Origin of the sequence: Aeromonas sp. HMWF016 (assembly GCF_963878195.1) — a bacterium.
Classification (GTDB): domain Bacteria; phylum Pseudomonadota; class Gammaproteobacteria; order Enterobacterales; family Aeromonadaceae; genus Aeromonas; species Aeromonas lacus.
Map to the genome: position 1 here is coordinate 107,535 of NZ_CAWNWX010000094.1, position 22,056 is coordinate 129,590.

The 22,056-nt window shown below is 58.5% G+C and carries 25 protein-coding genes and 1 tRNA gene; 22 read left to right on the plus strand and 4 right to left on the minus strand.

All coding sequences use genetic code 11. The features are described 5' to 3' along the window. The 20 genes from sctE to AACS24_RS15550 all read left to right on the plus strand — a co-directional run. The coding region (gene sctE, locus AACS24_RS15455; protein WP_258222949.1) for a type III secretion system translocon subunit SctE at positions 1–969 on the plus strand (969 nt) is incomplete at its 5' end. A gap of 12 nt (positions 970–981) precedes the next feature. Continuing rightward, on the plus strand, positions 982–1,872 hold the full coding sequence (locus tag AACS24_RS15460) for a YopD family type III secretion system translocon subunit (protein WP_108571212.1): 891 nt from the start codon (positions 982–984) through the stop codon (positions 1,870–1,872). Positions 1,873–2,006: 134 nt separating this feature from the next. Continuing rightward, on the plus strand, positions 2,007–2,450 hold the full coding sequence (locus AACS24_RS15465; protein WP_033113167.1) for a type III secretion system chaperone: 444 nt from the start codon (positions 2,007–2,009) through the stop codon (positions 2,448–2,450). A 2-nt stretch (positions 2,451–2,452) separates the two neighbouring features. Next, positions 2,453–2,686, plus strand: coding sequence for a T3SS regulon translocated regulator ExsE family protein (locus tag AACS24_RS15470; RefSeq protein ID WP_108571213.1), 234 nt, complete (start codon positions 2,453–2,455; stop codon positions 2,684–2,686). Continuing rightward, the gene (locus AACS24_RS15475; RefSeq protein WP_108571214.1) at positions 2,683–3,081 is read left to right on the plus strand and encodes a YscW family type III secretion system pilotin; all 399 of its coding nucleotides are present in this window, start codon (positions 2,683–2,685) and stop codon (positions 3,079–3,081) included. The genes AACS24_RS15470 and AACS24_RS15475 overlap by 4 nt, the downstream gene beginning before the upstream one ends. 344 nt (positions 3,082–3,425) lie before the next feature. Further along, complete coding sequence (locus tag AACS24_RS15480) at positions 3,426–4,241, plus strand: helix-turn-helix transcriptional regulator (protein ID WP_108571215.1); 816 nt, start codon at positions 3,426–3,428, stop codon at positions 4,239–4,241. A gap of 120 nt (positions 4,242–4,361) precedes the next feature. Then, a complete protein-coding gene (locus AACS24_RS15485) occupies positions 4,362–5,177 on the plus strand; it encodes a T3SS regulon anti-activator ExsD domain-containing protein (RefSeq protein ID WP_108571216.1) in 816 nt (271 codons plus the stop codon). A 15-nt stretch (positions 5,178–5,192) separates the two neighbouring features. Next, on the plus strand, positions 5,193–5,618 hold the full coding sequence (locus tag AACS24_RS15490) for a YscB family type III secretion system chaperone (RefSeq protein ID WP_041208843.1): 426 nt from the start codon (positions 5,193–5,195) through the stop codon (positions 5,616–5,618). Beyond that, a complete protein-coding gene (sctC, locus tag AACS24_RS15495; protein ID WP_181364198.1) occupies positions 5,591–7,444 on the plus strand; it encodes a type III secretion system outer membrane ring subunit SctC in 1,854 nt (617 codons plus the stop codon). Before AACS24_RS15490 ends, sctC begins: the two co-directional genes overlap by 28 nt. Continuing rightward, positions 7,441–8,742: a type III secretion system inner membrane ring subunit SctD gene (sctD, locus tag AACS24_RS15500; protein WP_108571233.1), complete on the plus strand. Its 1,302-nt coding sequence runs from the start codon at positions 7,441–7,443 to the stop codon at positions 8,740–8,742. Before sctC ends, sctD begins: the two co-directional genes overlap by 4 nt. Further along, positions 8,705–8,908, plus strand: a complete 204-nt coding sequence (locus tag AACS24_RS15505; protein ID WP_033113160.1) for an EscE/YscE/SsaE family type III secretion system needle protein co-chaperone — start codon at positions 8,705–8,707, stop codon at positions 8,906–8,908. The genes sctD and AACS24_RS15505 overlap by 38 nt, the downstream gene beginning before the upstream one ends. Positions 8,909–8,911: 3 nt before the next feature. After that, the gene (sctF, locus tag AACS24_RS15510) at positions 8,912–9,160 is read left to right on the plus strand and encodes a type III secretion system needle filament subunit SctF (protein WP_042031485.1); all 249 of its coding nucleotides are present in this window, start codon (positions 8,912–8,914) and stop codon (positions 9,158–9,160) included. Between the two features lie 2 nt (positions 9,161–9,162). After that, the gene (locus AACS24_RS15515) at positions 9,163–9,513 is read left to right on the plus strand and encodes a YscG family type III secretion system chaperone (RefSeq protein WP_033113158.1); all 351 of its coding nucleotides are present in this window, start codon (positions 9,163–9,165) and stop codon (positions 9,511–9,513) included. Continuing rightward, positions 9,510–10,061 (plus strand): YopR family T3SS polymerization control protein, encoded by a 552-nt coding sequence (locus AACS24_RS15520; RefSeq protein ID WP_108571218.1) that lies wholly within the window; start codon positions 9,510–9,512, stop codon positions 10,059–10,061. Before AACS24_RS15515 ends, AACS24_RS15520 begins: the two co-directional genes overlap by 4 nt. After that, positions 10,061–10,399, plus strand: coding sequence for a type III secretion system inner rod subunit SctI (gene sctI, locus AACS24_RS15525; protein ID WP_108571219.1), 339 nt, complete (start codon positions 10,061–10,063; stop codon positions 10,397–10,399). The genes AACS24_RS15520 and sctI overlap by 1 nt, the downstream gene beginning before the upstream one ends. Positions 10,400–10,405: 6 nt before the next feature. Beyond that, positions 10,406–11,143, plus strand: a complete 738-nt coding sequence (gene sctJ / locus AACS24_RS15530; protein ID WP_181364199.1) for a type III secretion system inner membrane ring lipoprotein SctJ — start codon at positions 10,406–10,408, stop codon at positions 11,141–11,143. Then, on the plus strand, positions 11,143–11,769 hold the full coding sequence (locus tag AACS24_RS15535) for a SctK family type III secretion system sorting platform protein (protein WP_108571220.1): 627 nt from the start codon (positions 11,143–11,145) through the stop codon (positions 11,767–11,769). Before sctJ ends, AACS24_RS15535 begins: the two co-directional genes overlap by 1 nt. Then, complete coding sequence (locus AACS24_RS15540; protein ID WP_108571221.1) at positions 11,748–12,386, plus strand: HrpE/YscL family type III secretion apparatus protein; 639 nt, start codon at positions 11,748–11,750, stop codon at positions 12,384–12,386. Before AACS24_RS15535 ends, AACS24_RS15540 begins: the two co-directional genes overlap by 22 nt. A gap of 95 nt (positions 12,387–12,481) precedes the next feature. Beyond that, positions 12,482–14,491, plus strand: a complete 2,010-nt coding sequence (locus AACS24_RS15545; protein WP_108571222.1) for a patatin-like phospholipase family protein — start codon at positions 12,482–12,484, stop codon at positions 14,489–14,491. 2 nt (positions 14,492–14,493) lie between these two features. Further along, entirely contained in the window at positions 14,494–14,892 is a 399-nt protein-coding gene (locus AACS24_RS15550) for a hypothetical protein (RefSeq protein WP_033113152.1), read from the plus strand. Positions 14,893–15,033: 141 nt separating this feature from the next. On the opposite strand, the gene ruvC is transcribed toward AACS24_RS15550, so the two are convergent. The 3 genes from ruvC to AACS24_RS15565 all read right to left on the minus strand — a co-directional run bounded on the left by ruvC (position 15,034) and on the right by AACS24_RS15565 (position 18,727). Continuing rightward, a complete protein-coding gene (gene ruvC, locus AACS24_RS15555; protein WP_043850424.1) occupies positions 15,034–15,555 on the minus strand; it encodes a crossover junction endodeoxyribonuclease RuvC in 522 nt (173 codons plus the stop codon). Positions 15,556–15,700: 145 nt separating this feature from the next. Beyond that, a complete protein-coding gene (locus tag AACS24_RS15560; RefSeq protein ID WP_108571223.1) occupies positions 15,701–18,025 on the minus strand; it encodes an acyl-CoA dehydrogenase in 2,325 nt (774 codons plus the stop codon). A 48-nt stretch (positions 18,026–18,073) separates the two neighbouring features. After that, complete coding sequence (locus AACS24_RS15565) at positions 18,074–18,727, minus strand: TetR/AcrR family transcriptional regulator (RefSeq protein WP_005334507.1); 654 nt, start codon at positions 18,725–18,727, stop codon at positions 18,074–18,076. A gap of 471 nt (positions 18,728–19,198) precedes the next feature. Here AACS24_RS15565 and AACS24_RS15570 point away from each other — a divergent pair, with 471 nt between their 5' ends. Next, positions 19,199–19,939 (plus strand): phosphatase, encoded by a 741-nt coding sequence (locus tag AACS24_RS15570; RefSeq protein ID WP_108571224.1) that lies wholly within the window; start codon positions 19,199–19,201, stop codon positions 19,937–19,939. A 190-nt stretch (positions 19,940–20,129) separates the two neighbouring features. After that, positions 20,130–20,205, plus strand: a tRNA-Thr gene (locus AACS24_RS15575). 921 nt (positions 20,206–21,126) lie between these two features. Here AACS24_RS15575 and AACS24_RS15580 read toward each other — a convergent pair. Next, on the minus strand, positions 21,127–21,666 hold the full coding sequence (locus tag AACS24_RS15580) for a GNAT family N-acetyltransferase (RefSeq protein ID WP_108571225.1): 540 nt from the start codon (positions 21,664–21,666) through the stop codon (positions 21,127–21,129). Positions 21,667–22,056: the final 390 nt, after the last annotated feature.

Here is a 22,056-nt window from a genome sequence, read left to right on the forward strand (position 1 = left end):
GCAGAGATCAGCCGGCTGGTTCGCGAGACCGTGGAGAACAGCGGCAAGCTGCTGCCCCGTGTCGGCGCCCTGGTGACGGCTGCCTTTACCTCGCCGGCAGCCTTCGAGATTGAGCTGGGCAAGCTCACCAGCGATCTGGAGCGGACCCAGACCAAGCTGAAACTCGACGATATCCGCCGCGCTCGTGAATTGAACGAGAAGAAGATTGGCGAGAACCAGGAGAAGATCAAAGAGGCTGAGGAGAGTGCCAAGGAGGCCAAGAAAGCGGGCATCTTCGGCAAGATTTTCGGCTGGCTCAGCGCCATCGCCTCCGTCGTTATCGGTGCCATCATGGTAGCGACCGGGGTGGGTGCTGCCGCTGGCGCCCTGATGATCGCCGCCGGCGTGGTCGGCATGGTCAATATGGCAGTGCAGCATGCCGCCGAGGCGGGGCTTATATCCAAAGAGGTGATGAAGCATTTGGGGCCTGCTCTGATGGGGATAGAGATTGCCCTTGCCGTCCTCTCCATGGTGGCCAGTTTTGGCACCTCGATCGGCAGCATTATCACCAAGGTCGGGGCGAAGATCGGTGGGACTGCCGCTGAAATGAGCGCCAAGCTGGTGACCAAAGTGGGTGATCTGGCTGGTCGATTTGCGGCCAAGGGGTCGGTCGAGGCGATGAAACTGACAGGCAATACGGCCAAGGTGATGAAGATGGGCACCCAGGGCACCGACGTTTTGCTCGATGTGAGCGGTGGGGTGACCAAATCGGTTCAGTCATCCAAAGAGTCTGCTGCGCTTTATGCCCAGGCCGATTTGCAACAGAGCAAGAGCGAGATGACCCAGCTGCAGGCCGTGATCGACAAGCTCAAGGAGGCCTTATCCCAGATCCTGGAGGCATTCCAGGAGACCATGGAGATGATCTTCCAGATGATCAGCGCAAGGGGCGAGATGATGAGCAATCTTGCCCGCAGACCGGCCGCCATATAAGGAGATGGACCTATGAACATTAACGACAGCACCTTCAATCCGATCCGTGCCAATGCCCTGTTCAGCGAAGGGGTCGAGCAGCCCCTTGCGGCAGGCAATCGTGAAACGACCCATGCTGCCGGTAGCATCACCTCCGGCAGTGAAGTCAAGCGTCAGGGCGGCCCCGAGTTGCCGGCCCCGACCCAGCGGCTGGACGGTGCCAAGCTGGAACAGGCCCGAGCGGTGCTCAACGATACTCTCGACCTGATGTCGCAGCTCTTCCAGCTCGCTCGTCTGGCGCGCCAGATGGGACTGACCCAGCGCGACATGGAGAACCAGCAGGTGATCGACAGCCAGAAAGCGCAGGTCGCCGAGATGCGCAGCGGCGCCAAGCTGATGATCGTCATGGCGGTGGTATCCGGTGTAATGGCCGGTTTTTCGGCCATTACCGGAGGATTCTCCATGAGCAAGTCTGCCAAGGCGATCAAGCAGGACAAGGCTCTCAATGCCAATATCGCCGGGCGCCAGCAGGAGCTGAAGCAGATAGGGGATATCAAGAAGTCTGCTGGCCTCGAGATGGGGGACGCGGGACAAGAACTGACGGCAAGGATCAAGAACGACAAGGCAACCCTCAAGACGCTGAACAAGTCGTTTGATGCCAATAACAGCCGGCAACAGATTGCCAGTACCGTGATCCAGTCCATCGGGCAGATGAGCAACTCGGCGGTGCAGGTTGCCCAGGGCGAGAGCCAGGCGACGGCCAAGGAAGATGAAGTCAAGGCGACCATCAGCCAGACCGAGAAGCAGAAAATTGAAGACAACATGGCTTTCAATGCCAACTTCATGAAGGATGTACTGCAGCTGATGCAGCAGTACTCCCAGACCCTCAACCAGACGCTCAAGGCAGCCTTCGGGGTTGCTTGACGCGGGCAGGCAGCAAGGCGCCCGACGGGCGCCTTTTTCGTGTGCCGACCACTTTTCTTAAAAGAGCCGCCTCTGAGTGACAGCCGCCATCGGGATGGCGAGCTACCATCCTCTCCTCTCTGCTGGAGGAAATCATGGACGCCACTGTCATCATCAATCGGCTGCTCGCCGAGTTTGCCACCAAATATGGTTTGCCCTCCCTGACCCTGAACCGGGAGGGGGTGGCAGCACTCTGTTTTGACGAGCACTTGCAGCTCTCCCTCATTCTGGTGCCCGAACGGGATCACCTGGTGATGCAGGTCGATGTGGCCGAATTGCATCAGGTGGGCGAGGGGATCTTTCGCCAGCTGGCCAGCTTCAACCGCAACTGGTATCAGTTCAATCTCCACTTTGGTTTCGATGAAGAGAGCCTGACGGTACAGCTCTACCGCCAGATGTCGGCCTCGCGGCTGACCCTGACCCAGCTTGAAGAGAGTCTGGCCAGCATGCTGGAGCATGCCGAATTCTGGCAGGAGCTGCTGCAGCCACGACCTGGCCCGGTCAGCAAGAGTGACGAGGTGATGGGAGTACGGGTGTGACCATGAAGATCCAGGAATCGAGCGCCAGCCAGCTGGTATCTGCGGCAGAACGCTCTGCGACGGGTTGCTTTGCCGGTAGAGCCGTGAGCAACCGTGATGCGTTGGTTGAACCTGTGCCGCTGGCGGCGGCATTGCGCCGCACTCTTGCGCTGAGCAGCGTGCAGGAGCAGATGCTGGATCGCCTGCAGCAGGGCGAGCACAAGCCGCTGACCGAGAGAAGGATCCGGTTGTTATGAGAACGCTGCTCTTGCTCGCGCTGCTGACTCTCGGTGGTTGCGTCAGTACCACGGTTGTCCCTCCTGTGTCGCAGAGCCTGACAGGGGAGGTGCGCCTCAATGCCGATTTACCCCGCCCTGCCACCGTGGAGGTGACAGTTTTGAGCGTGATGGAAGGACGGCCACTGCAGGTGGCCTCAACCCGTTATGAGCTGACCATGTTACCTCTGGTTTTTGATATGCGGCTGACACCTCTGCAGTGGGGAGAGGGTGAACTCTATGTGCGTACCCGTTTGCGGTTTATTGGCAATGGTGCGATTCAGGCAACGGGTCAGCAAAAAGTTTTTAAGGTTTTAAATAGTCGCCCATTGGTAATTTCATTGCAGCCACGCCCTTGTTATCCATTGTGTCAATAATAAGGCGTATCTAATAAACAAGCTGGAAATCAACTGGTTATTAATTTATCAACTGGGTTGCCGCGTTTCTTTCTGTAACGAACTATTTAATGACGTAAGGAAAAGGCCTGATAAATGCGTTATCAATTGTATCAGTAGTGTCATGACTCTAATTTTTGGCTGGTTTTTATGCTGGTGATTGTTGTAGGATTTCTCTCTCATTTAAGTGTTGATTAAATTCATGAGCATCGCTTAATGATGACATTCATAACTAAGAAAAATAAACACCAATAATAAACCACCCGGACGGAGCCTTTTTCTGCCGAGGTGCTACTCGCAATACACGCAGATTCAGGAAAACAAAAATGAAGGGCATTACAACCACAGAGAAGGGCGATATGGCCCTGCTCCAGTGGTGCATGTCTGCTTTCAGCGTCATTGAACACCGCCAGGAGGGAATATATGTTCTCCTGGATGGCGCGATGAGCTGGCAGGACTGCACCGATACCTATGAGTTATCCCCCAACGAGTTGATATTCGTGCGCCGTGGCAGTTATGCGGTTACGACCGGTGACGAGCCTTGCCACCTGCTCTGGATCCCCCTTTCCAACACCTTTTTGCAGGGTTTTCTGCAGCGTTTCGGTTCACTGCTGAGCGAGGTCAGCCGGGTTGAGGGGATTGCTCCCAGCCTGCTGCCCTTTCATGCATCCCCTCTGATCAACCAGTCCATCCAGGGCTTGCAGGGGTTGATGGAGCATGAACATCCTCCCGAATTGGCCCGGTTGCGAACCGAAGAGCTGCTTTTTCTGCTCGCTTTTGGCGAACAGGGACCGCAATTGATGTCCATTTTGCGCCAGCTGAGCAATCGCCAGGTCGAGCGGTTGCAGCAGTTCATGGAAAAACATTATCTGATGGAGTGGAAGCTCAGCGAGTTTGCCAAAGAGTTCGGCATGGGGCTGACCACATTCAAGGAGTTGTTTGGCGCAATATATGGCGTATCGCCCCGAGCTTGGATCAGCGAACAGCGGATCCTCTACGCTCATCAGTTATTACTCAATAGCGAGATGAGTATCGTCGATATTGCGATGGAGGCGGGATTCTCCAGCCAGTCCTATTTCACCCAGAGTTATCGGCGCCGTTTTGGTTGTACCCCGAGCCGTGCCCGTCATGGCAAAGATTAACGCCGGACTAAAATAATCTGACGTTTTTTATAAGTCGCAGGGCAGAGCCATGGGTAGAATAGCCAGCATACCGAAACATTATTCCATAAATTGCCCGCAGCAAGATGAGCAAGGCATAGCATGAGTCAGCAAGATCACACATCACCCAATCAGGGCCTCTTCGCAGGTCGCCGGGTTGCCGTTGTCCAGCCAGAGAGCCTGAATCTGGCCCAGCTGGTGGGACGACAGTCCGTGCTCCGTTATCAGGACGCCGGCGTGATCAGCTCCCAGCAGATGGCGTTGCTGCAGCGTCTGCTGCCAAGAACCCGTCTGGAGCGCCTGCTCGGGTCTATCTGGTTTCAGCGCCGTCTCGATATTGCGCTGGCCGTCTCCCGTGAGGAGCTGCAACAGCTGCTGCGCCTCGCGGGCAGTGAGCGTGATGACTGGTTGCAACAGCTGGGGGATAGCATCAATCTGGCCGATCCGCAGCGGCTGTGGCACTGGGTGCTTTATCCCCTCCACCGCTGGTGGGTACAGCGTCTGGAGCCGCTTTATGGCGCCTGCCTCAACGAGTTGGATCAGCTGCAGTTGATGCGCCGCCAGCTCAATGCCCAGTCACTCTTCTGGCAAACCGTGGTTGATGTGCCATCCGGCCTCGAACGCCGGATTGCCGAGCAGCTCGCCAGCGTGAACGAACGTGAGGAGGAGCTGGCGCAGTTGCAGGTGCAGTGTGAAGCGCGGTTGCAACAAGCCTGGCCGGCCTGGTACGCAGAGCAGGGGCAGCAGGTCCCCTTTGAGCGGCTGCTGCCGGTGCCGCTTGAGCTTGGTACCTGCTGGCAAGCCCTGCAGGCGCTGCCCGACGATGCCGCTGCTGGCGACACACTGCATGAGTGGCTGACGGGCCGGGGCATCGCCCTCGCTCAGGATCACTTCTACTGGCAGCCTCCCGCGCCCTAGATAGCCCGAGGAACTATGCAAACGCTACTGAATCGATTGGCCGCAAAACTTGGCCAAGGGCCTTTTGTTGCCGACGCACAGGGTAGGTACCATCTGCGACTCGATGGTTATCCCCTCTTTTTGACCCCCGGAGCGAGCGAATTGCTGCTCAGCACCCCTCTCACCTCGACCCGTCACGGCGAGGGGGAGAGCCATGATCCGGCCCTGCTCAAGCGCCTGTTGCAACAGGTGGTGGCCTGGGGGCGTCACACCCCGCATGCCCTGGTGCTGGATGAGCTGGGCAACCTGCAGCTGGAAGCCCGGTTGGCGTTGGAGTGGCTCGACGAAGCACAACTGGAGCTCAGGATTAGCCAGCACATCACCCTGCTGGAACGGCTGGAACCCCAGCTGACCGAGGCTGCGCTGGCCCCCCAATGGAGACAGATGATATGGCACCCTTGAGCGTGCAAAGAGTGATCCGCTCGCTCTGCTGGCTGGTGCTGGCCATCACGGCCTGGCAGCGTCCGCTGATGGCGCAGGAGCTCGACTGGGTGCCCATGCCCTACAGCTATGTGGCGGAGGGGGAGAGCCTGCGGGATGTGCTGGTCAACTTCGGGGCCAACTACGAGGTCTCCGTGGTAGTCAGCGATAAAGTCAACGATCAGGTCAACGGCCAGTTCGAGCACGATGAACCGCTCGCCTTCCTGCAGCAGCTTGCCTCTCTCTACAACCTGGTCTGGTACTACGACGGCAACGTGCTCTACGTCTTCAAGAACAGTGAAGTACAGTCTCGCCTCATCAATCTGGAACAGACCGGTGCCGCCGAGCTGAAACAGGCGCTGCAGCGCGCCGGTATCTGGGAACCCCGCTTTGGCTGGCGCCCCGATGCCGATAACCGGCTGGTCTATGTCTCGGGCCCGCCGCGCTATCTCGAACTCATCGAGCAGACGGCGGTGGCACTGGAGCAGCAGTCCCAACTGCGCAGCGAGAAGACCGGGCCGCTCGCCATCGAGATTTTCCCGCTCAAATATGCCTCCGCCACCGATCGCTCCATCCAGTATCGCGACACCAGCGTGGATGCCCCCGGCGTGGCGACCATCCTCTCCCGACTGCTCTCCGATGCGGGTGTGCAGATGGTGAATGGCGAGGGGAGCAAAGGGGGGCAAGTTGCCTCCGGTCAGGCCATCGTGCAGGCCGATCCTTCTCTCAACGCCGTGATTGTGCGCGATGCGCCGGAGCGGATGGCGATGTACGGCAAGCTGATTGCGGCGCTTGACAAACCGGCGGCCCGTATCGAAGTGGCCCTCTCCATCATCGACATCAATGCCGAGGATCTCTCCCAGCTGGGGGTGGACTGGCGAGTGGGGATCCGCACCGGCTCCAACCAGCAGGTGATCATCAAGACCACCGGCGATCGCAAGGGCATTGAAGGGGGCGCCGCCCTCGGCAGTCTGGTGGATTCCAAAGGGCTCGACTATCTGCTGGCCCGGGTCAATCTGCTGGAGAACGAGGGCAATGCCCAGGTGGTCTCCCGCCCGACCCTGCTGACTCAGGAGAATACCCAGGCGGTGATCGACCACAGCGAAACCTACTACGTCAAGATCAGTGGGGAGCGAGTGGCAGAACTGAAGGACATTACCTACGGCACCATGTTGCGGATGACGCCACGGGTGATCCAGATGGGTGACAAGCCCGAGATCAGCCTGAGCCTCCATATCGAGGATGGCAATCAGAAGCCAAACAGCTCCGGCATCGACGGCATCCCGACCATCAGCCGTACCGTGGTGGATACCATCGCCCGGGTCGGCCACGGCCAGAGCCTGCTGATCGGTGGTATCTACCGCGACGAGATGAGTGAAAACCTGAGCAAGGTGCCTTTCCTCGGCGACATCCCCTATCTGGGGGCGCTGTTTCGCAGCAAGGAGACCCAGACCCGTCGTTCCGTGCGGCTCTTTATCATCGAACCTCGTCTGATCGATGACGGTATCGCCCATTATCTGGCGCTGGGCAATGGCCAGGATATGCGTGCCGGAGTGCTAGGCGTCGACGAGATTTCCAACCAGAGCCTCTCCCTCGGCAAGGTGCTGGGTGGTGCCCAGTGCCAGCCGCTGGCAGCGGCGCGGGACGTGCAAAAACTGCTGCGCCAGGGGGGCAAGAGCTCCGCCCTTACCCAGTGCCGGATGGGCAATGAGCTGGGCTGGCGTCTGGTCGAGATGGCGAAGGATCAAAAATGTACCCCGGCGGCCAGCTGGTGCATGCAGGCGACCCCGGCCGGAGCTGGCCGATGAGCTGGAAGTGCCGCGTATATCGCGGGCTTAACCGCGGGGTAGAGGTTGCTCTGCCGGAAGGGCGTCTGGTCATCGGCTCCGATCCGCTGCTGGCCGATCTGGTGCTGGTGGATGAGGGGATGGCCCCCGAGCATCTGGTGCTGCTGGTGTCGGCCGAAGGGATCAACCTGCAGGGGTGGGCAGAGGGCATCACGCCGACTCAGGATGGTGTGGCACTGGAGACCGGCGCCCAGCTGATAGCCGGTACCCGGCTGGAGGCTGGTCCCCTGCTCTGGAGCTTTTGCGACAGCAGCCGGTCGCTGCCCGAACAGCTGGAGGCGTTGCCAGCCATGGCGGTACCGACACGACCACAGCGGCGTGCCGGCAGTGCCGAGTGGTGGCTGGTTGGCCTCTGCCTGTCGCTGGTCATGGCGGTGGTTGTGATGCTTGGTCACGGCTGGTGGCAGGGGAGCAGCGAGAGCGATACCGCTCGCAATGAGCAGGAGCTCAAGCGCTTTCTTGCCGCGCCAGCCTATCGCCAGGTGGTGCTCAACAGCAGCGACCCCGAACTCTGGCTGCTCTCGGGATATGTGGATGAGAACGGCAACCGTCTTGCCCTGCAGCAGTACCTTGATGGCAAGGGGCTCAACTATCGTCTCGATCTGCGCACCATGGAAGATCTGCGTCAGGGGGCGGGTTTCATTCTGCAGAAGCTCGGTTACGAACAGTTGCAGATCCGCAATGGCAAGGAGCCCGGCTGGCTGCGCTTGAGCGGTGCCATCAGTGCACAGGACGCCCGCTGGAACAGCATTGAATCCCTGCTCAAGCAGGAGGTGCCGGGGCTACTTGGCATCGAAAACCGGGTGCAGGTGGCCGGAGCCCATCGCAAGCGACTCGATGCCCTGTTGCAGGAGCAGGGACTGGCCGGTTTGCTGCGGGTGAGTGAATCGCGCGACCGGATCGAGCTGTCAGGTCAGCTGGATGAGGCGAGGCTGGCGCAATTTCAGCAATTGCAGCTGCAGTTTCGCCGCGAGTTCGGCTCTCACCCCATGCTGGAGCTGATCAACCAGAGCCGAACGCCCCGTCAGGATGAACTGGAGTTCGAGGTGCGCAGTGTTTCCCTCGGTCGGGTGCCCTACGTCACCCTGGCGGATAACCGCCGCTACCCGGTCGGAGGGGCGACAGCCAACGGAGTTCGCATCCTCTCTATCCAGCGCGATGCCGTGGTGGTGAGCAAGGGCAAGCAGCAATACATCGTCAGATTGAAAGGGGGCGAAAGCCATGATGACCAGTTTGGAAACGCGACTGTCCGGCGCTGATCCCGCCTTCGCCCGCGCGCTGCAGGAGCAGCTGGTGCAGGCGCTGGGGGAGGTCAAGCGCCAGCTGATGCGCGGGGGATCTCCGCAGCAGTACCGGCAGTGGCAACAGGAAGCGGACGCCATCGAGGCGGGCATGCAGATACTTGAGCAGATCAAAGGAGCATAAGAGATGGCAGAACCCATTTTTAACCCGGGGAATACCCTGGATAACGTCGCCGAGGCGCTGAAGAAGCAGGCGAACGATGCCAACAATGACGTAAAAGCTGCGATTGACGCACTGAAAGATAATCCCGATGACCCCGCCAGGCTGGCCGAGCTGCAACACAAGATCAACAAGTGGTCAGTGATCTACAACATCAACTCCACCGTGACCCGCAGCATGAAAGATCTGATGCAGGGCATCTTGCAGAAGGTGTGACGATGGATCGCCAACTGAAACGGCAGCTGGCCGAATTGGCACTGGCCGGCACTGGTCATCATTGTCACTCGCAGGCCGCCGCCATCGCCGACTGGCTCGCAAGCGATCCGCAGATGAGCGAGTGTGTCACCCTGATCCGCCTCTCCTCCCTGATGAACCGGGGAGATTACGAGGGGGCTCTGGCGCTGGGCAAAGGGTGCGATACCCCCGAACTGGAACCCTGGCTCGCCCTGTGCGAATGGCGGCTGACACGGCTGGATGCACTGCAGAGCCGGTTGGCCCGGCTTGAGCAGAGCGAGCTCTCCTCCTTGCAGCAGTTTGCCGCTGGCATGCGCGAGCAGATCGCCTCATGAAGGTCGATGGTAACGAACAGGGCGTCCGTCCACTTGCGGTGACGCCGCCGGGGTTGCCCCCGCCTGCAGCGGCAGAGCGGCAACATTTTGAGCGGCTGCTGGCCAAAGAGGAGAGCAGCGCCCTGCTGACGCGTTGGAAAGAGGGAGCGCCGCTGGAAGCGCTGCTGGAGGGACACTCTGCCGCCACCCGGCGCGAGCTGCTCTGGCAGGTCTATCAGCAGGATGACAAGGCGACCGGGGTAGCCGACCTGCTCTTCAAGCCGGTAGCGAGCAAGCTGATCGAACGCTTTGGCGAGCGCCAGCTGCCAGTGGTGGCGGCCATCGACCTGCCAGAGCTGCGCGCCCTGATGCGGGAGTTTGACCCGCGCTCGTCACGGCGGGAGACGGTGCTGCTCAAGGTGATGGCAGAGCTGCGGGGGCAGGGGGCATTGTCCGGTAACGACTATCTGGCCGAGCTGGCCCGACGCGAACTGATGACCCTGATCCCGCACAACGGCATGGTCAACAATCTGGTGCGTCACGCACACAAACTGGATCTGGAGGAGTGATGGAGATAGCACAAAGCGCGCAGGCCGTGGTGACCAGCCTGGATGAGCTGAAAGCGGCGGATGTTCCCGGTGCCCAGATCGTCACCTTCGAGCAGGCGATGGGCGGCAACGCTCAGGGGATCGGTGGGACATTGCTTGGCGAAATCGGCGAGATCAAGCAGCAGTTTGTCGAGGCCAAGCAGAGCCTGCAGGCCGAGCTGGCAACGCCGGGCGATGACCCCAACAGTTTGATGCAGATGCAGTGGTCGCTGATGCGGATCACCATGCAGGAGGAGCTCATTGCCAAGACCGTGGGCAAGATGAGCCAGAACGTAGAAACCCTGTTGAAGACCCAGTGAGGTAGTGTGAAGAGATCGATGCTGATGGGGGTGCTGTGCACCTCCCTGCTGCTCAGTGGCTGCAAGGTGGAGCTTTATACCGGGGTGAACCAGAAAGAGGGCAACGAGATGCTGGCGCTGCTGCGCACCGAGGGGATCTCCTCGGACAAGCAGCCTGACAAGGATGGCAAGATCAAGCTGCTGGTCGAGGAGTCCGATGTGGCGCAGGCGGTTGAACTGCTCAAGCGCAAAGGGTATCCGCGCGAGAGCTTCTCCACCCTGCAGGATGTCTTTCCCAAGGATGGCCTCATCTCCTCGCCCACCGAGGAGCGGGCTCGCCTCAACTACGCCAAGGCGCAGGAGATCTCCCACACCCTCTCGGAGATCGATGGCGTGCTGGTGGCCCGCGTTCATGTGGTATTGCCCGAAGGGAACGAGGGGATCAGCAAGAAGCCATCGCCCGCCTCGGCCTCGGTCTTTATCAAGCATGCAGCGGATATCCAGCTCGACACCTACATCCCGCAGATCAAGCAGCTGGTCAACAACAGCATCGAGGGGCTCGCCTATGACCGGATCAGCGTGGTGCTGGTACCCTCGGCCGATGTACGCCAGAGCCCCCTGATGCCGCGCAATACCACCCTCTTTTCCATCGAGGTGAGTGAAGGCTCCAGATGGCGGCTGGGTGGACTGATCGCGCTCCTGCTGGCGCTGGTGGTGACCACCAATCTGGCCCAATTCATGTGGCACCGGCGTCGGAGTCGTTGATGGCGGTCGGCCTTACCCCCTATCAACTGCGCTTTTGTCCGGCCAGCTATCTGCACGAGGAGCACTTCCCCACCTCGTGGCGCTGGCTGCAGGCGAGTGTGCCCGAGTGGCGCACTCTGCCTGCTTGCAATCAGGCCCTGCTCGACGAGCTGGCACTGGCTATCGACTACGAACTGCCCGCGCAGCTTGGCGGGCTGGCGCTCTTTCCGGCCGAAGTGCTGGCGCTCGTGCTGCGCCAGCTCGGTGCCGTGCTCCATGGCGAGGCGATCCGCCACTGCCTGCAAGCGCCTGTGCTACGCCAAATCATCGCGGTGTTGGGGGAGGAGGGGCACAGATCGCTGCTCGCTCGCCTCGATCTCTTGATCGGCCCCTGGCCTGCCGGCTGGCAGCAACCGCTGCCCGCCACGCTCGATAGTGCCTCGCTGGAGGCGACTGGCTTGGAATTCTGGCTGGCTGCGGCGGGGGCGGCTCATCCCGCCTGGGCCCGTCGCCTCGCACTGCGTCTGCCCGTATCACCCCAGCGCCCAGGCTGGTCACTGGCTGATGCCGAGCTGCCGCTCGCTCGCGCACTCTGTCTCAAAATTGCCAAACAGGTAACGCCACAATGCTGCCATTTGTTGAAATAAAGAGTGAACACCTGCAACTGGCTCCCGGTCAGCGGATCCTGCGCAGTCACGACTATCAGGCCTATCTGAGTGCTCAGGCGCTGGTCGATGCCGCCCGGGCACAGGCTGCCGATATCGTCGAAGAGGCGCGCGCCGTCTATGAGGAGCAGAAGCTGCTCGGCTGGCAGGCAGGCATCGAGGAGGCTCGTCGCGAACAGGCTGTGCTGGTGCACCAGACCCAGCTGCAGTGCCAGCAATACTACCGCACAGTGGAGCAGCAGATGAGCGAGGTGGTGCTGCAGGCGGTGCGCAAGATCCTGCACGATTACGATCAGGTGGCGCTCACCCTCAAGGTGGTGCGCGAGGCGCTCTCGCTGGTGAGCAACCAGAAGCAGGTAACGGTGCGGGTCAATCCTGAACAGGTACAGGCGGTGCGCGATCAGATTGCCCGGGTGCACAAGGATTTCCCCGAGATCGGTTATCTCGAGATCTCTGCCGATGCCCGCCTCGATCAGGGGGGCTGCATCCTCGAAACCGAGGTGGGGATCATCGATGCCAGCCTCGATGGCCAGCTCGACGCGCTCTCGCGGGCGATGGCGGTGACGCTGGAGCGCGCCGATGTTCACGAGAGAAAATAAATCCCCCCATTGACAAAATCGCGGCTTCTGTTGCCAAACGACCACGGGTTGCATCCCTAGAATGGGGACAATTCCATCGTAACAGGAGAAGCGCCATGCAGATTCAGCAAGCCCCCAGTCTTTCACCATCGACCCACACGCCTGCTGTAGAGCCGCAACCTGGCCGACCGCAGGAGAGTGCACCCAGCCTTGTCGCGACTCTGGGTGGCGTATCCGGCCCCCGGCTGGAGAGTGTGAGCCATGCCCCGTTGGCGGCTTCTGCCAAGAACGATGTGATCTGTGAGGGCTGCGGCCCGCGTCAGGTGACCATCACTCGCCAGCAGGATGGCTCGGCATCCGTTACTCTGGCACGGCCGCCCATCACCAGCCTGGTGCTCAGTGGTGGCGGCGCCAAAGGGGCTGCCTATCCGGGCGCCATCCAGGCACTGGAGGCGCAGGGTAAGCTGGAGGGGATCCGCACACTCTCTGGCTCCTCGGCCGGCGCCATTACCGCCGCACTGCTTGCTGCCGGTATGAACGCGAGCGAGTTCAAGGCGCTCTCTGACGAGATGGACTTCATCAGCCTGCTTGATTCGCCGGTTAAAAAGATCAGCCTGGCCCAGCACATGAGTGGCGAAGCAGGCAAAGCGATCGCCAGCGTGCTCGAAAAACTCAAGCTGGGTAAACTTGGCAGCTTCGTACAACTGCTGAGCAACATCTTTCCGCGTCTGCAATCGGATGCCGTCCCGCTCGAAAGGATACTCAAGCAGGAGTCACGCAGTTCGGTTCTGGCGCAGTTGAAGTCTCACCCCGAGCTGGCCACCAGACCCGACGTCGCAGCCATTCGTCAGCGCCTCGAACAGGGGGGCGGTGTGACCTTCGGCGATCTGGCTCTGCTTGGTCGCCATATTCCGGCCATCAAGGAGTTGAACATCACGGGAACCGGCATGTTTGATGGTCGTCCCCAGATGATCCTGTTTAACGCCCGCCTGACGCCAGACATGGAGATTGCCCGCGCCGCGCACATATCGGGCTCATTCCCGGTGGTGTTCAGTCGCCCGGAGGAGCAGCATCAACCTTTCCTGGTGCAGGGGGAGAAGCTGTCATTGCAAGATGGTGGCGTCATGCTCAACGTCCCGGTGCCTGAACTTATCCATCCCGAGGCCCGGGGGGCCACCATCGCCGAGCACGAGAACCTGATCCTCAAGTTTGAAGAAGAGGGCGGGAAACCGGCCGATCGCGGTACTCGCAAGGGGGCGATTGCAGACTGGGTAGTTGGGGCTCCCGTTGGTGCACGCTCGGCGTTGCAAACCAGAGGGCTTGACGGGTTGACCGACCAAGTGGTGACAGTACCGCTCAAATCAGAGCGCGGTGATTTCAGCGGCACGTTAAGTGGCACCCTCAACTTCACCATGAGCGATGCGGACAAGCAGCATCTGCAGGAGAGGCTGGCCGATGTGGTCGGGCAGCATCTGGAAGGGCGGGAGAGCAGCCGCAAGGATTATCAGTTCCAGGATCTGGAGTCGGCGCTGCTGGCGCTCCCGGATCGGGACTTTGCCGCGGTGGCCGAAGAGCGCACCCCGGATGTCCAGGCAACTGCCCTTTTTCGTCAGGAAGTTCAGGATCAGCTCTCGGTACTGGTTGCATCTGTACTGGAGCAGGATCCCTCGGCTCGACTCGATCTCTCTGGCTCGCTGGCGCAGGCTCTGGAGCAGCTTGGTACACTTGCAGACTCGTCGGCCCGGCAGCAGTGGCTTGCCGCGCAGCTCAATCAGGCAGACAACCCGGCGCTGGCCAGATTGCTCGATACACCGAGCCCGGCAGGGCGTTTCGCCGCGCTGGACCTGGGCAAGGAAGAGGCCAGCCGTCGTCAGGTGGCCACGGTCGCGAACAACATCATTCATGAGGTGATCTACCCCTCCCTGTTCCGCCCCGGTCAGCCGGACAGCAATGTGGCACTTCTGCGTAAAACCGAGCACGCACTCGTCGGCGCGACCACGTCGGCCGAGGTCAATGAGGCCCTGCGGGAGCTGGCTGATAACTATGGGGCCCGCAATAAACCGTGGAGCAAGCCTCTCTCCTCTACCACTGTGACTCAGGCTCGCTCCTGGATGATGAAGGAGTAAATATGCTAATTGATTGGTTGGGTTCACTGGGATTGGCTCTACCCGCCGCGGGCGAGAGCCGGGTGATCAGGTTTGAGGATGCGCCAGAGCTATGGTTCGAGAAAATCGATGGACAATATGTGCTGGCACTGCCGCTCGCCCCGCTTCCCACCAGAATGCTTTCCGGCGTCATGCTGCTGCTGTTGCAGGTCAACAGTCCACTATCGACCTTGCAACCGGCGAGACTGACGGTGGATGGTCGAGGGCATTTGCTGTTGTGGTGCACTCTGGATGAGCATGCGGATCCAGAAGTATGCCAAGCTGCCTGCGACAAGCTGCATGCTGGTTACCACGAACTGCTGCCTTTATTGCAAGCTCAGGAGGAGAGTATTCCGGTACGCTCGGGTAGCCTGTTCGTCTAGCCAAACGCAGAGTGCCAAGCCGAGCTATTTCGTCTTTAGCAACGCCCCGGCTTGCGGATGGGCCAAACAAAACCGCCCCGGATATCCGGGGCGGTTTTTTTATTTGGCGATCCCGAGGTGAGCAGTGCGGGTGAACAAGGTTCAGCGATAGCGGCCGCGTACCGAGCTGCTGGCGCGCCCTGCCATCTTGATCAGGCTCTGGCGGGTGTGCAGGTGGCAGAGCGCCACACCGAGGGCATCCGCCGCATCCGCCTGCGGGGTGGCGGAGAGTTTCAGCAGATGGGTCACCATATGCTGCACCTGCTCCTTGCTGGCGCCGCCGGTGCCCACCACCGCCTGCTTGATCTGGGTGGCAGAGTACTCGCTCACCGGTAGATAGGCGTTGACTGCGGCGACGATGGCGCTGCCCCGGGCCTGCCCCAGTTTCAGGGCCGAGTCGGCGTTGCGGGCCATAAAGACCCGTTCGATGGCAAATTCGGTGGGCTTGAACTGGGTGATGATCTCGCATACCCCGTCATAGACCTGCTTGAGGCGCTCGGGCAGTTCACCGCAGTCGGTGCGGATACAGCCCGATCCCAGATATTCGGCCTTGCCGCCGACGACCCGGATAACCCCGTAGCCGGTGATCCGCGATCCCGGGTCTATGCCCAAAATAATGCTCATGGGTTGTGCTTGCTCTAAACGCAAATGATGGCCGCAAGATAGCAAACTCCGGCCTGCTTGGCTGTACGCAGGATGTGCGAACGGTCAGTGCGTGGCGATTGCCATAAAAAAAGGCCCCGAAAGGGGCCTTTTTGATTATCGCTTGTCAGGCGGCGTGATGGATGGGGCTGGCCTGCGCCATTCCCTCCAGCTCGCCCGGGGCGAAGTTGTCTACCTGAATGGCTTCGTAGCGCAGGGCATCGGCTGCCAGCAGCTTGTCTGCCTCCTCCTTGCTCAGCACCGATTTGGCAAGCGCAGCTTCCACCAGTTCCGGCAGCGCCAGTTTGCGGGGCAGTTTGCCCTCTTTCTGGGCCTGCACCAGTTTCTTCTCGTAGGGCTGCACGGCGACCATGGCCTGGAAGGCACGCTCCATCAGGCCGACCGGATCCGCCTCGTCCTTGCCTACATAGCAGAGGGCGGTCAGACGGTCGCGGAACTCGCCCGGCTTCATCATGGCCAGACAGATGGCGTGGCAACGATCGTCGGCCGGCATCTTGTAACCGACGCCGAACGGGAACACCACGCGCTTGAGCACGGCACCCACCACCTTGTTCGGGAAGTTCTGGAAGAAGCCCTCGAACGCCTTGCCAATCAGGTAGAGGTTGCGCTCCACCGCGTACTGCACGAACGGCAGATCGGAGACCATACGGCCCTGATCCTCGTAGTGCTTGAGGGTTGCGGAGGCCAGATAGAGGTGGCTCAGCACGTCACCCAGACGGGCGGAGATCATCTCCTTGCGCTTGAGATCGCCACCCAGCATCAGCATGGAGACGTCGGCGCACAGGGCCAGCCCTTTACTCATGCGGGAGAGCTGCTTGTAGTAGCGAGCGGTTTCACCGGCTACCGGCGCGCTGTTGAACTGACCCAGAGTCAGCCCCTGGAACAGGGAACCGAAGAAGTTGCCGGCGCCAAAGGCGATGTGCTTCATCAGCAGGGCGTCAAACTTCTCGAGACCGCGCTCCACGTCTGTATCTGCCGCCGCTTCCAGCTCGGCAAAGACGTACGGGTGGCAGCGGGTGGCCCCTTGCCCGAAGATCATCAGGTTGCGGGTCAGGATGTTGGCCCCTTCCACCGTGATGGCGACCGGAATCCCCATGTAGGCGTAGCCGGTGTAGTTTTTCGGGCCCAGCTGGATGGCACGACCGGCGTGGATGTCCATGGAGTCATCCATGATCTGGCGCGCCATCTCGGTCATGTGGTACTTGGAAATCGCGGTGACGATGGCCGGTGCCTGACCCAAATCCAGGGAACCTGCGGTCATGCGACGGGCCCCTTCCAGCTGATAGGTGAGGCCGCCGATGCGGGCCAGCGCCTCTTGCACTCCTTCAAACTTGCCGATGGACATGCCGAACTGCTTGCGCACGTAGGAGTAGGCGCCCACGGTGCGGCTCGCCATGTGACCGCAAGCGGTGCCCAGCGCAGGCAGCGAGATGCCGCGACCGGCGGAGAGGCACTCCACCAGCATGCGCCAGCCGCGGCCGGCGTAATCCGGGCCACCGATGATCCAGTCGAGCGGAATGAACACATCCTTGCCGAAGGTCGGGCCGTTCAGGAACGCCAGACCCATGGGGTAGTGGCGATCGCCGACGCGCACGCCCGGGTGGCTGGTGGGGATGAGCGCGCAGGTGATGCCCAGCTCGTCCTTGTCACCCAGCAGTTTTTCCGGGTCATAGAGTTTGAACGCCAGTCCCAGCACGGTGGCGCGCGGCGCCAGGGTGATGTAGCGCTTGTTCCAGTTGAGGCGAATACCCAGCACCTCTTCACCCTTGTGCATCCCTTTGCAGACGATTCCCTTGTCAGGAATGGCACCTGCATCGGAGCCCGCTTCCGGCCCGGTCAGGGCGAAGCAGGGCACCTCTTTGCCATTGGCCAGCCCCGGCAGCCAGAAATCTTTCTGGGCCTGGGTGCCGTAGTGCATCAGCAGCTCGCCCGGGCCAAGGGAGTTCGGCACCATGACGGTGACCGCCACGCTCAGGCTCTTGGTGGCAATGCGGGTGACGATGGTGGAGTTGGCGATCGCCGAGAATTCGCGGCCGCCGTAGGATTTCGGGATGATCAGGGAGAAGAAGCCTTCCTTCTTCAGATAGTCCCAGACCGGTTCTGGCAGGTCTTTGGTTTCGTTGACGATCTTGAAGTCATCAACCATGGCGAGCAGGGTTTCGACCTGATTGTCGATAAAGGCCTGCTCCTCTGCGGTCAGCTCGGCCTTGCCGTAGCCGTGCAGTTTTTTCCAGTCGGGGTTGCCGCGAAACAACTCGCCATCCCACCAGACGGAGCCGGCTTCCATGGCCTCCCGCTCGGTGGCCGACAAGGGCGGCAATATCTTTTTGAAGATGCCGAACACAGGACGGGTTACCCACTGTTTGCGCAGTGAGGGGACGCCGAGCACAACGGCAATCGCCAGCACCAGCAGGATAAGCAATGTGATCATACCGAAGTTCCTTCTATTTCACTGTTTCCGTTGATTTATTGTTGGTTGTTACACGGCCAGGGAGAGCCTGGTCGACTCCACTGGTGCCCCGACTCCGGACGCCAGATAAGGAATGACGTTGCGAACCAGCCCCTCGACATCGAGTTGCTGGCCAAAATCGGCCAGGGCGATGTCGCGCAGCGCATCGGCAGAGGCCATGGTGAAGACGACGGTGCCCAGGGTGAAGTGCAGGCGCCAGAAGAGATCCGCTGGCGAAAGGGCCGGGTTGGCCTTGGAGATCGCCTGGGTGATCCGCTGCAAAATGGGGCCATAGTGGGCAGTGATAAAGCGGCGCAGGTGGCCCTGGCTGTCGATATAGCCGCGCCCCAGCAACTGCATGAAGATGGCCGGGCCGTTGGCCCGCACGGCCGAGAGCTTCATCAGCGGCTCGACAAAACTTTCAAAGAGTTGCAGCAGGGTCAGCTGCTCCTGCTCCATCAGCACCCGCAGTCGGGCATCCAGATCGGGCATGAACAGACTCAGATAGCGGTCGAGCACCGCCTGGATCAGCTCCTTCTTGGAGCCGAAGTGATAGTTCACGGAAGCCAGATTGACATCGGCCTCGCTGGTGATCAGACGCAAAGAGGTATCGGCGAATCCCCGCTCGGCAAACAGCACTTCAGCGGCGTCGAGAATACGGTTTTTGGTATCGATTTTACTCACTGGACACCTCACTTAAACGAATGTTTAAAAAGTACGTTTCATAACGCAATGTGTCAAGAGATTGTGAATAGGTGTTAGCAGAATGTTTTTTGTGAAAAAGCGCTAAAAAGTCGGAACTAACTCCACAGCGCGAGACTCTATATCTATGCCACTGCAATTAAACATTAAGTCTCGCCCAACCTGCTTCTTGCTAGTTGGGCATTTTTTTGCCCGGTTGACGGCCGCAGGGCTGCAAACAGGCAAAAAAAACCGCCGCGGGGAGCGACGGTGGGGAAAGTGAGTTTGCATCATCCTGACGGCAAACTGTCGATGCGAGTTCAGGCATGTATCGACGGGAGCCAGTATGCCAGTCAGCTCCGCTCAGACTATGTCAGTTCCTCGGTATTTTGTGACAAAGTGTGGCAAGTGCCGGCGTGGCCCAATTCCCCCTACTTTGTTATGCTGCCCCTTCAAAATATGAGGGGAGAGAAGATGAAGTACCCGGTCGATACCCACACTCACACCATTGCCAGCACCCATGCCTACAGCACCATCCACGACTATCTGCCCATCGCCAGAGCCAAGGGGATCAAGCTGTTCGCCACCACGGATCACGGCCCCGAGATGGCCGATGCCCCTCATGTCTGGCATTTTGCCAACTTGCCGATATTGCCAAGAGTGGTGGAAGGGGTGGGGATCCTGCGGGGTATCGAGGCCAACATCAAAAACCTCGACGGGGAGATCGATTTCCCAGAGCGCTATGAGTCGCGCCTCGACATGATCATGGCGGGTTTTCATGAGCAGGTATTCCCTCCCTGCGATCAGGCAACCCATACCCAGGCGATGATCAACGCCATCAAGAGCGGCCGGGTTGACATGATCAGCCACCCGGGCAACCCCTCATTTCCCATCGACATTCAGGCTGTGGCCAAGGCTGCGGCCGACTATCGGGTGGCGCTGGAGATCAACAACTCCTCATTCATTCACTCGCGCCCGGGGAGCGAAGGAAACTGCCGCGCCATCGTTGAAGCAGCGCGAGATCTGGGGGCCTACCTTACTTTCGGCTCCGATTCCCACGTCGCTTTCAGCCTCGGCGATTTTGACCATTGCCACCGTCTGGTGACCGAAGCGGGCTTTCCGCTGGAGCGGATCCTGGTGCGCTCCCCCCGGGCCCTGCTCGATTTCCTCGAGAGCCGCGGACGCGCCCATATCCCCGAGTTTGCCGACCTGTAAATCGGGCTCTAACACCATGAGCCAACTCATAAAATTGAGTTGGCTCGATTGACACGCTGAGTTTCACTGGATTATTGACAGATCTTGAGGGTAGATTGACAATCAACAGACACGATTGACACAAACAGGTCTTCGAAAATGTAGGTTATTTAAACCCGAATGTTGATTGTCACTATTTGGTATGTATTCAGCTGACTTAGCTCAGTAGGTAGAGCAACTGACCCGTAATCAGTAGGTCATCAGTTCGATTCTGATAGTCAGCGCCAGTTTTATGCACACGGTTCTAGGTTGAGTGAGTTAGTGATTTGTTGAAAGCAATGTTTACTCAAAAAATCAGAAATACCCTGCTGTTGTGATTCAAAAAGACGTGTTGGCGAAGCTCATTCCAGGTAGGAGTTTTAGTATCGTAGATATCGTTGAATAACCCGACCTGGCCCCTAGTAACACGATACGTGAGCTTCTCCCCAACGCCCTCATCACCTCCTCCACGGCAGCCAATCGACCTCGTAAGCTACGAAACTCCTTACAGGTGTGCCTGATTGCATTATCAATGGTCGTCTCTAGTGCGGGGAAATCTGTTCGTAGCTCACAATATTCGGAGAACGTAGCCTGGTATTCCTGTAGCTCAAATCGATAAGAGCGTGCCCTGGCCTCCAGCTCCCTTAGCCCCTCATTTCTCACTTCCACGATAGCGTTTTGCTCGACCTGAGTCACTGTAACCTCTGGATCTAATAGGTATTCCCGAAAGGTTACCTCATCAAATATCGCTGTTTTGATGTAATTGGGACGCAGCCATTTATTGCCAACATTACGTCAATCCAAGAGACCCATATCGACTAGCCTTTTCAGATTGCGATATATGAGTCCATAGCGTCTCTGTTGTGACAGGCGTTCAATCTTGTCACCAAATACAGCAATTACGCACTCCTGTGCAGTGAAATTGTTCAGCTGCAACCGAATGAGTGCCGTGTAGAGTGCGGTTGGAAGCCACACAGTCTGGGCGTTCATAAGCAATCCTAATAATTAGTAGAAAGCTAAACTCAAATTCGGCTTATTGTTCGTGGCCATAAGCCTCAGCCAGACAACTAGGGGTAGTGCTCGCCGATAGAGGCATGACATTAAGGATTTATTACTCTTATAACATTGCTAGTATTTATGATGAGACTTAATGAAATGGTCTCAATGAATCACACAACTTGTTTCCACTCACTATGGAGGATTGCTAGAACGACCGTGTTCCACCAGTGCCCCTTGAAGAAACGATGTTCTCGAAAACAAGCCTCCTCTCTCATCCCCAAATGCTTACACAGTCGAATTGCCGCATGATTCCGACTGATGGTTTCAGCATAAATGCGATGCACTCTCAACTCACGGAACGCAAAGTCTACCAACGCATATGCAGCTTCTTGTATTGAACCATCCCCCTGACGAGCTCGGGATATACCACAACCGATTGATGCCTGTTTATCCGGCTCAAGCCGTAGACAAACTGTGCCGATAAATTTCCCACTAGCTTTGCACTCGATCGCCAATTGATAGGATGTACGAGGGATCTCTCTCGCCTGAGCAATAAACAGTCTAGTAAGCTGTCGATACTTATCTGGTTCACAGTCTGACTCACTGTAAAAACGTTGATATTTACTATCTTGAGATATAGCGATGAAATCCTCTTCATCAGATGGATGCATATCCCGTAGGATAAGCCTTTTTGTTTCAATTTTGAACATACTCTTTTACTCCTTTATTTTACCCCTCGTAAGTCTATCAATAAAAGCAGAAATCCAAATAATATACACTACCGCTAACAAAAACAAAGTGAAAATCACCATCATAAATAAGACTGATCCATATTAGATTGATTTATAATATCGCCCATGCACTATAAACTAATTGTAAGTATATCAGTTTACACCAATCCCCACCAACATCATTAATTCTAGCAAATAAAAAATGGCTTCAAGTTAATAATGATCTCCATTGTACGAAAATTCCATATTGATATACGGAAGCATCAATTATTAACATTGAAATATGTTATGTAATCATTCACAGAACTGGGATGATTAACTGAATTTAATTTACGTAACACTGCCTTTCTTTTTAGGGGTGAACCACAC

What these genes read in the sequence shown, in the direction of transcription:
- AACS24_RS15490 (WP_041208843.1), top strand. Translation starts at nt 5,193, where the DNA reads ATGCAAACGCTACTGAATCGATTGGCCGCAAAACTTGGCCAAGGGCCT.
- AACS24_RS15560 (WP_108571223.1), bottom strand. Translation starts at nt 18,025, where the DNA reads ATGATCACATTGCTTATCCTGCTGGTGCTGGCGATTGCCGTTGTGCTC.
- sctC (WP_181364198.1), top strand. Translation starts at nt 5,591, where the DNA reads ATGGAGACAGATGATATGGCACCCTTGAGCGTGCAAAGAGTGATCCGC.
- AACS24_RS15485 (WP_108571216.1), top strand. Translation starts at nt 4,362, where the DNA reads ATGAGTCAGCAAGATCACACATCACCCAATCAGGGCCTCTTCGCAGGT.
- AACS24_RS15475 (WP_108571214.1), top strand. Translation starts at nt 2,683, where the DNA reads ATGAGAACGCTGCTCTTGCTCGCGCTGCTGACTCTCGGTGGTTGCGTC.
- AACS24_RS15460 (WP_108571212.1), top strand. Translation starts at nt 982, where the DNA reads ATGAACATTAACGACAGCACCTTCAATCCGATCCGTGCCAATGCCCTG.
- AACS24_RS15540 (WP_108571221.1), top strand. Translation starts at nt 11,748, where the DNA reads ATGCTGCCATTTGTTGAAATAAAGAGTGAACACCTGCAACTGGCTCCC.
- sctF (WP_042031485.1), top strand. Translation starts at nt 8,912, where the DNA reads ATGGCAGAACCCATTTTTAACCCGGGGAATACCCTGGATAACGTCGCC.
- AACS24_RS15570 (WP_108571224.1), top strand. Translation starts at nt 19,199, where the DNA reads ATGAAGTACCCGGTCGATACCCACACTCACACCATTGCCAGCACCCAT.
- AACS24_RS15550 (WP_033113152.1), top strand. Translation starts at nt 14,494, where the DNA reads ATGCTAATTGATTGGTTGGGTTCACTGGGATTGGCTCTACCCGCCGCG.
- AACS24_RS15545 (WP_108571222.1), top strand. Translation starts at nt 12,482, where the DNA reads ATGCAGATTCAGCAAGCCCCCAGTCTTTCACCATCGACCCACACGCCT.
- ruvC (WP_043850424.1), bottom strand. Translation starts at nt 15,555, where the DNA reads ATGAGCATTATTTTGGGCATAGACCCGGGATCGCGGATCACCGGCTAC.
- AACS24_RS15470 (WP_108571213.1), top strand. Translation starts at nt 2,453, where the DNA reads ATGAAGATCCAGGAATCGAGCGCCAGCCAGCTGGTATCTGCGGCAGAA.
- AACS24_RS15520 (WP_108571218.1), top strand. Translation starts at nt 9,510, where the DNA reads ATGAAGGTCGATGGTAACGAACAGGGCGTCCGTCCACTTGCGGTGACG.
- AACS24_RS15580 (WP_108571225.1), bottom strand. Translation starts at nt 21,666, where the DNA reads ATGTTCAAAATTGAAACAAAAAGGCTTATCCTACGGGATATGCATCCA.
- AACS24_RS15505 (WP_033113160.1), top strand. Translation starts at nt 8,705, where the DNA reads ATGATGACCAGTTTGGAAACGCGACTGTCCGGCGCTGATCCCGCCTTC.
- AACS24_RS15480 (WP_108571215.1), top strand. Translation starts at nt 3,426, where the DNA reads ATGAAGGGCATTACAACCACAGAGAAGGGCGATATGGCCCTGCTCCAG.
- AACS24_RS15515 (WP_033113158.1), top strand. Translation starts at nt 9,163, where the DNA reads ATGGATCGCCAACTGAAACGGCAGCTGGCCGAATTGGCACTGGCCGGC.
- sctD (WP_108571233.1), top strand. Translation starts at nt 7,441, where the DNA reads ATGAGCTGGAAGTGCCGCGTATATCGCGGGCTTAACCGCGGGGTAGAG.
- sctI (WP_108571219.1), top strand. Translation starts at nt 10,061, where the DNA reads ATGGAGATAGCACAAAGCGCGCAGGCCGTGGTGACCAGCCTGGATGAG.
- AACS24_RS15465 (WP_033113167.1), top strand. Translation starts at nt 2,007, where the DNA reads ATGGACGCCACTGTCATCATCAATCGGCTGCTCGCCGAGTTTGCCACC.
- AACS24_RS15535 (WP_108571220.1), top strand. Translation starts at nt 11,143, where the DNA reads ATGGCGGTCGGCCTTACCCCCTATCAACTGCGCTTTTGTCCGGCCAGC.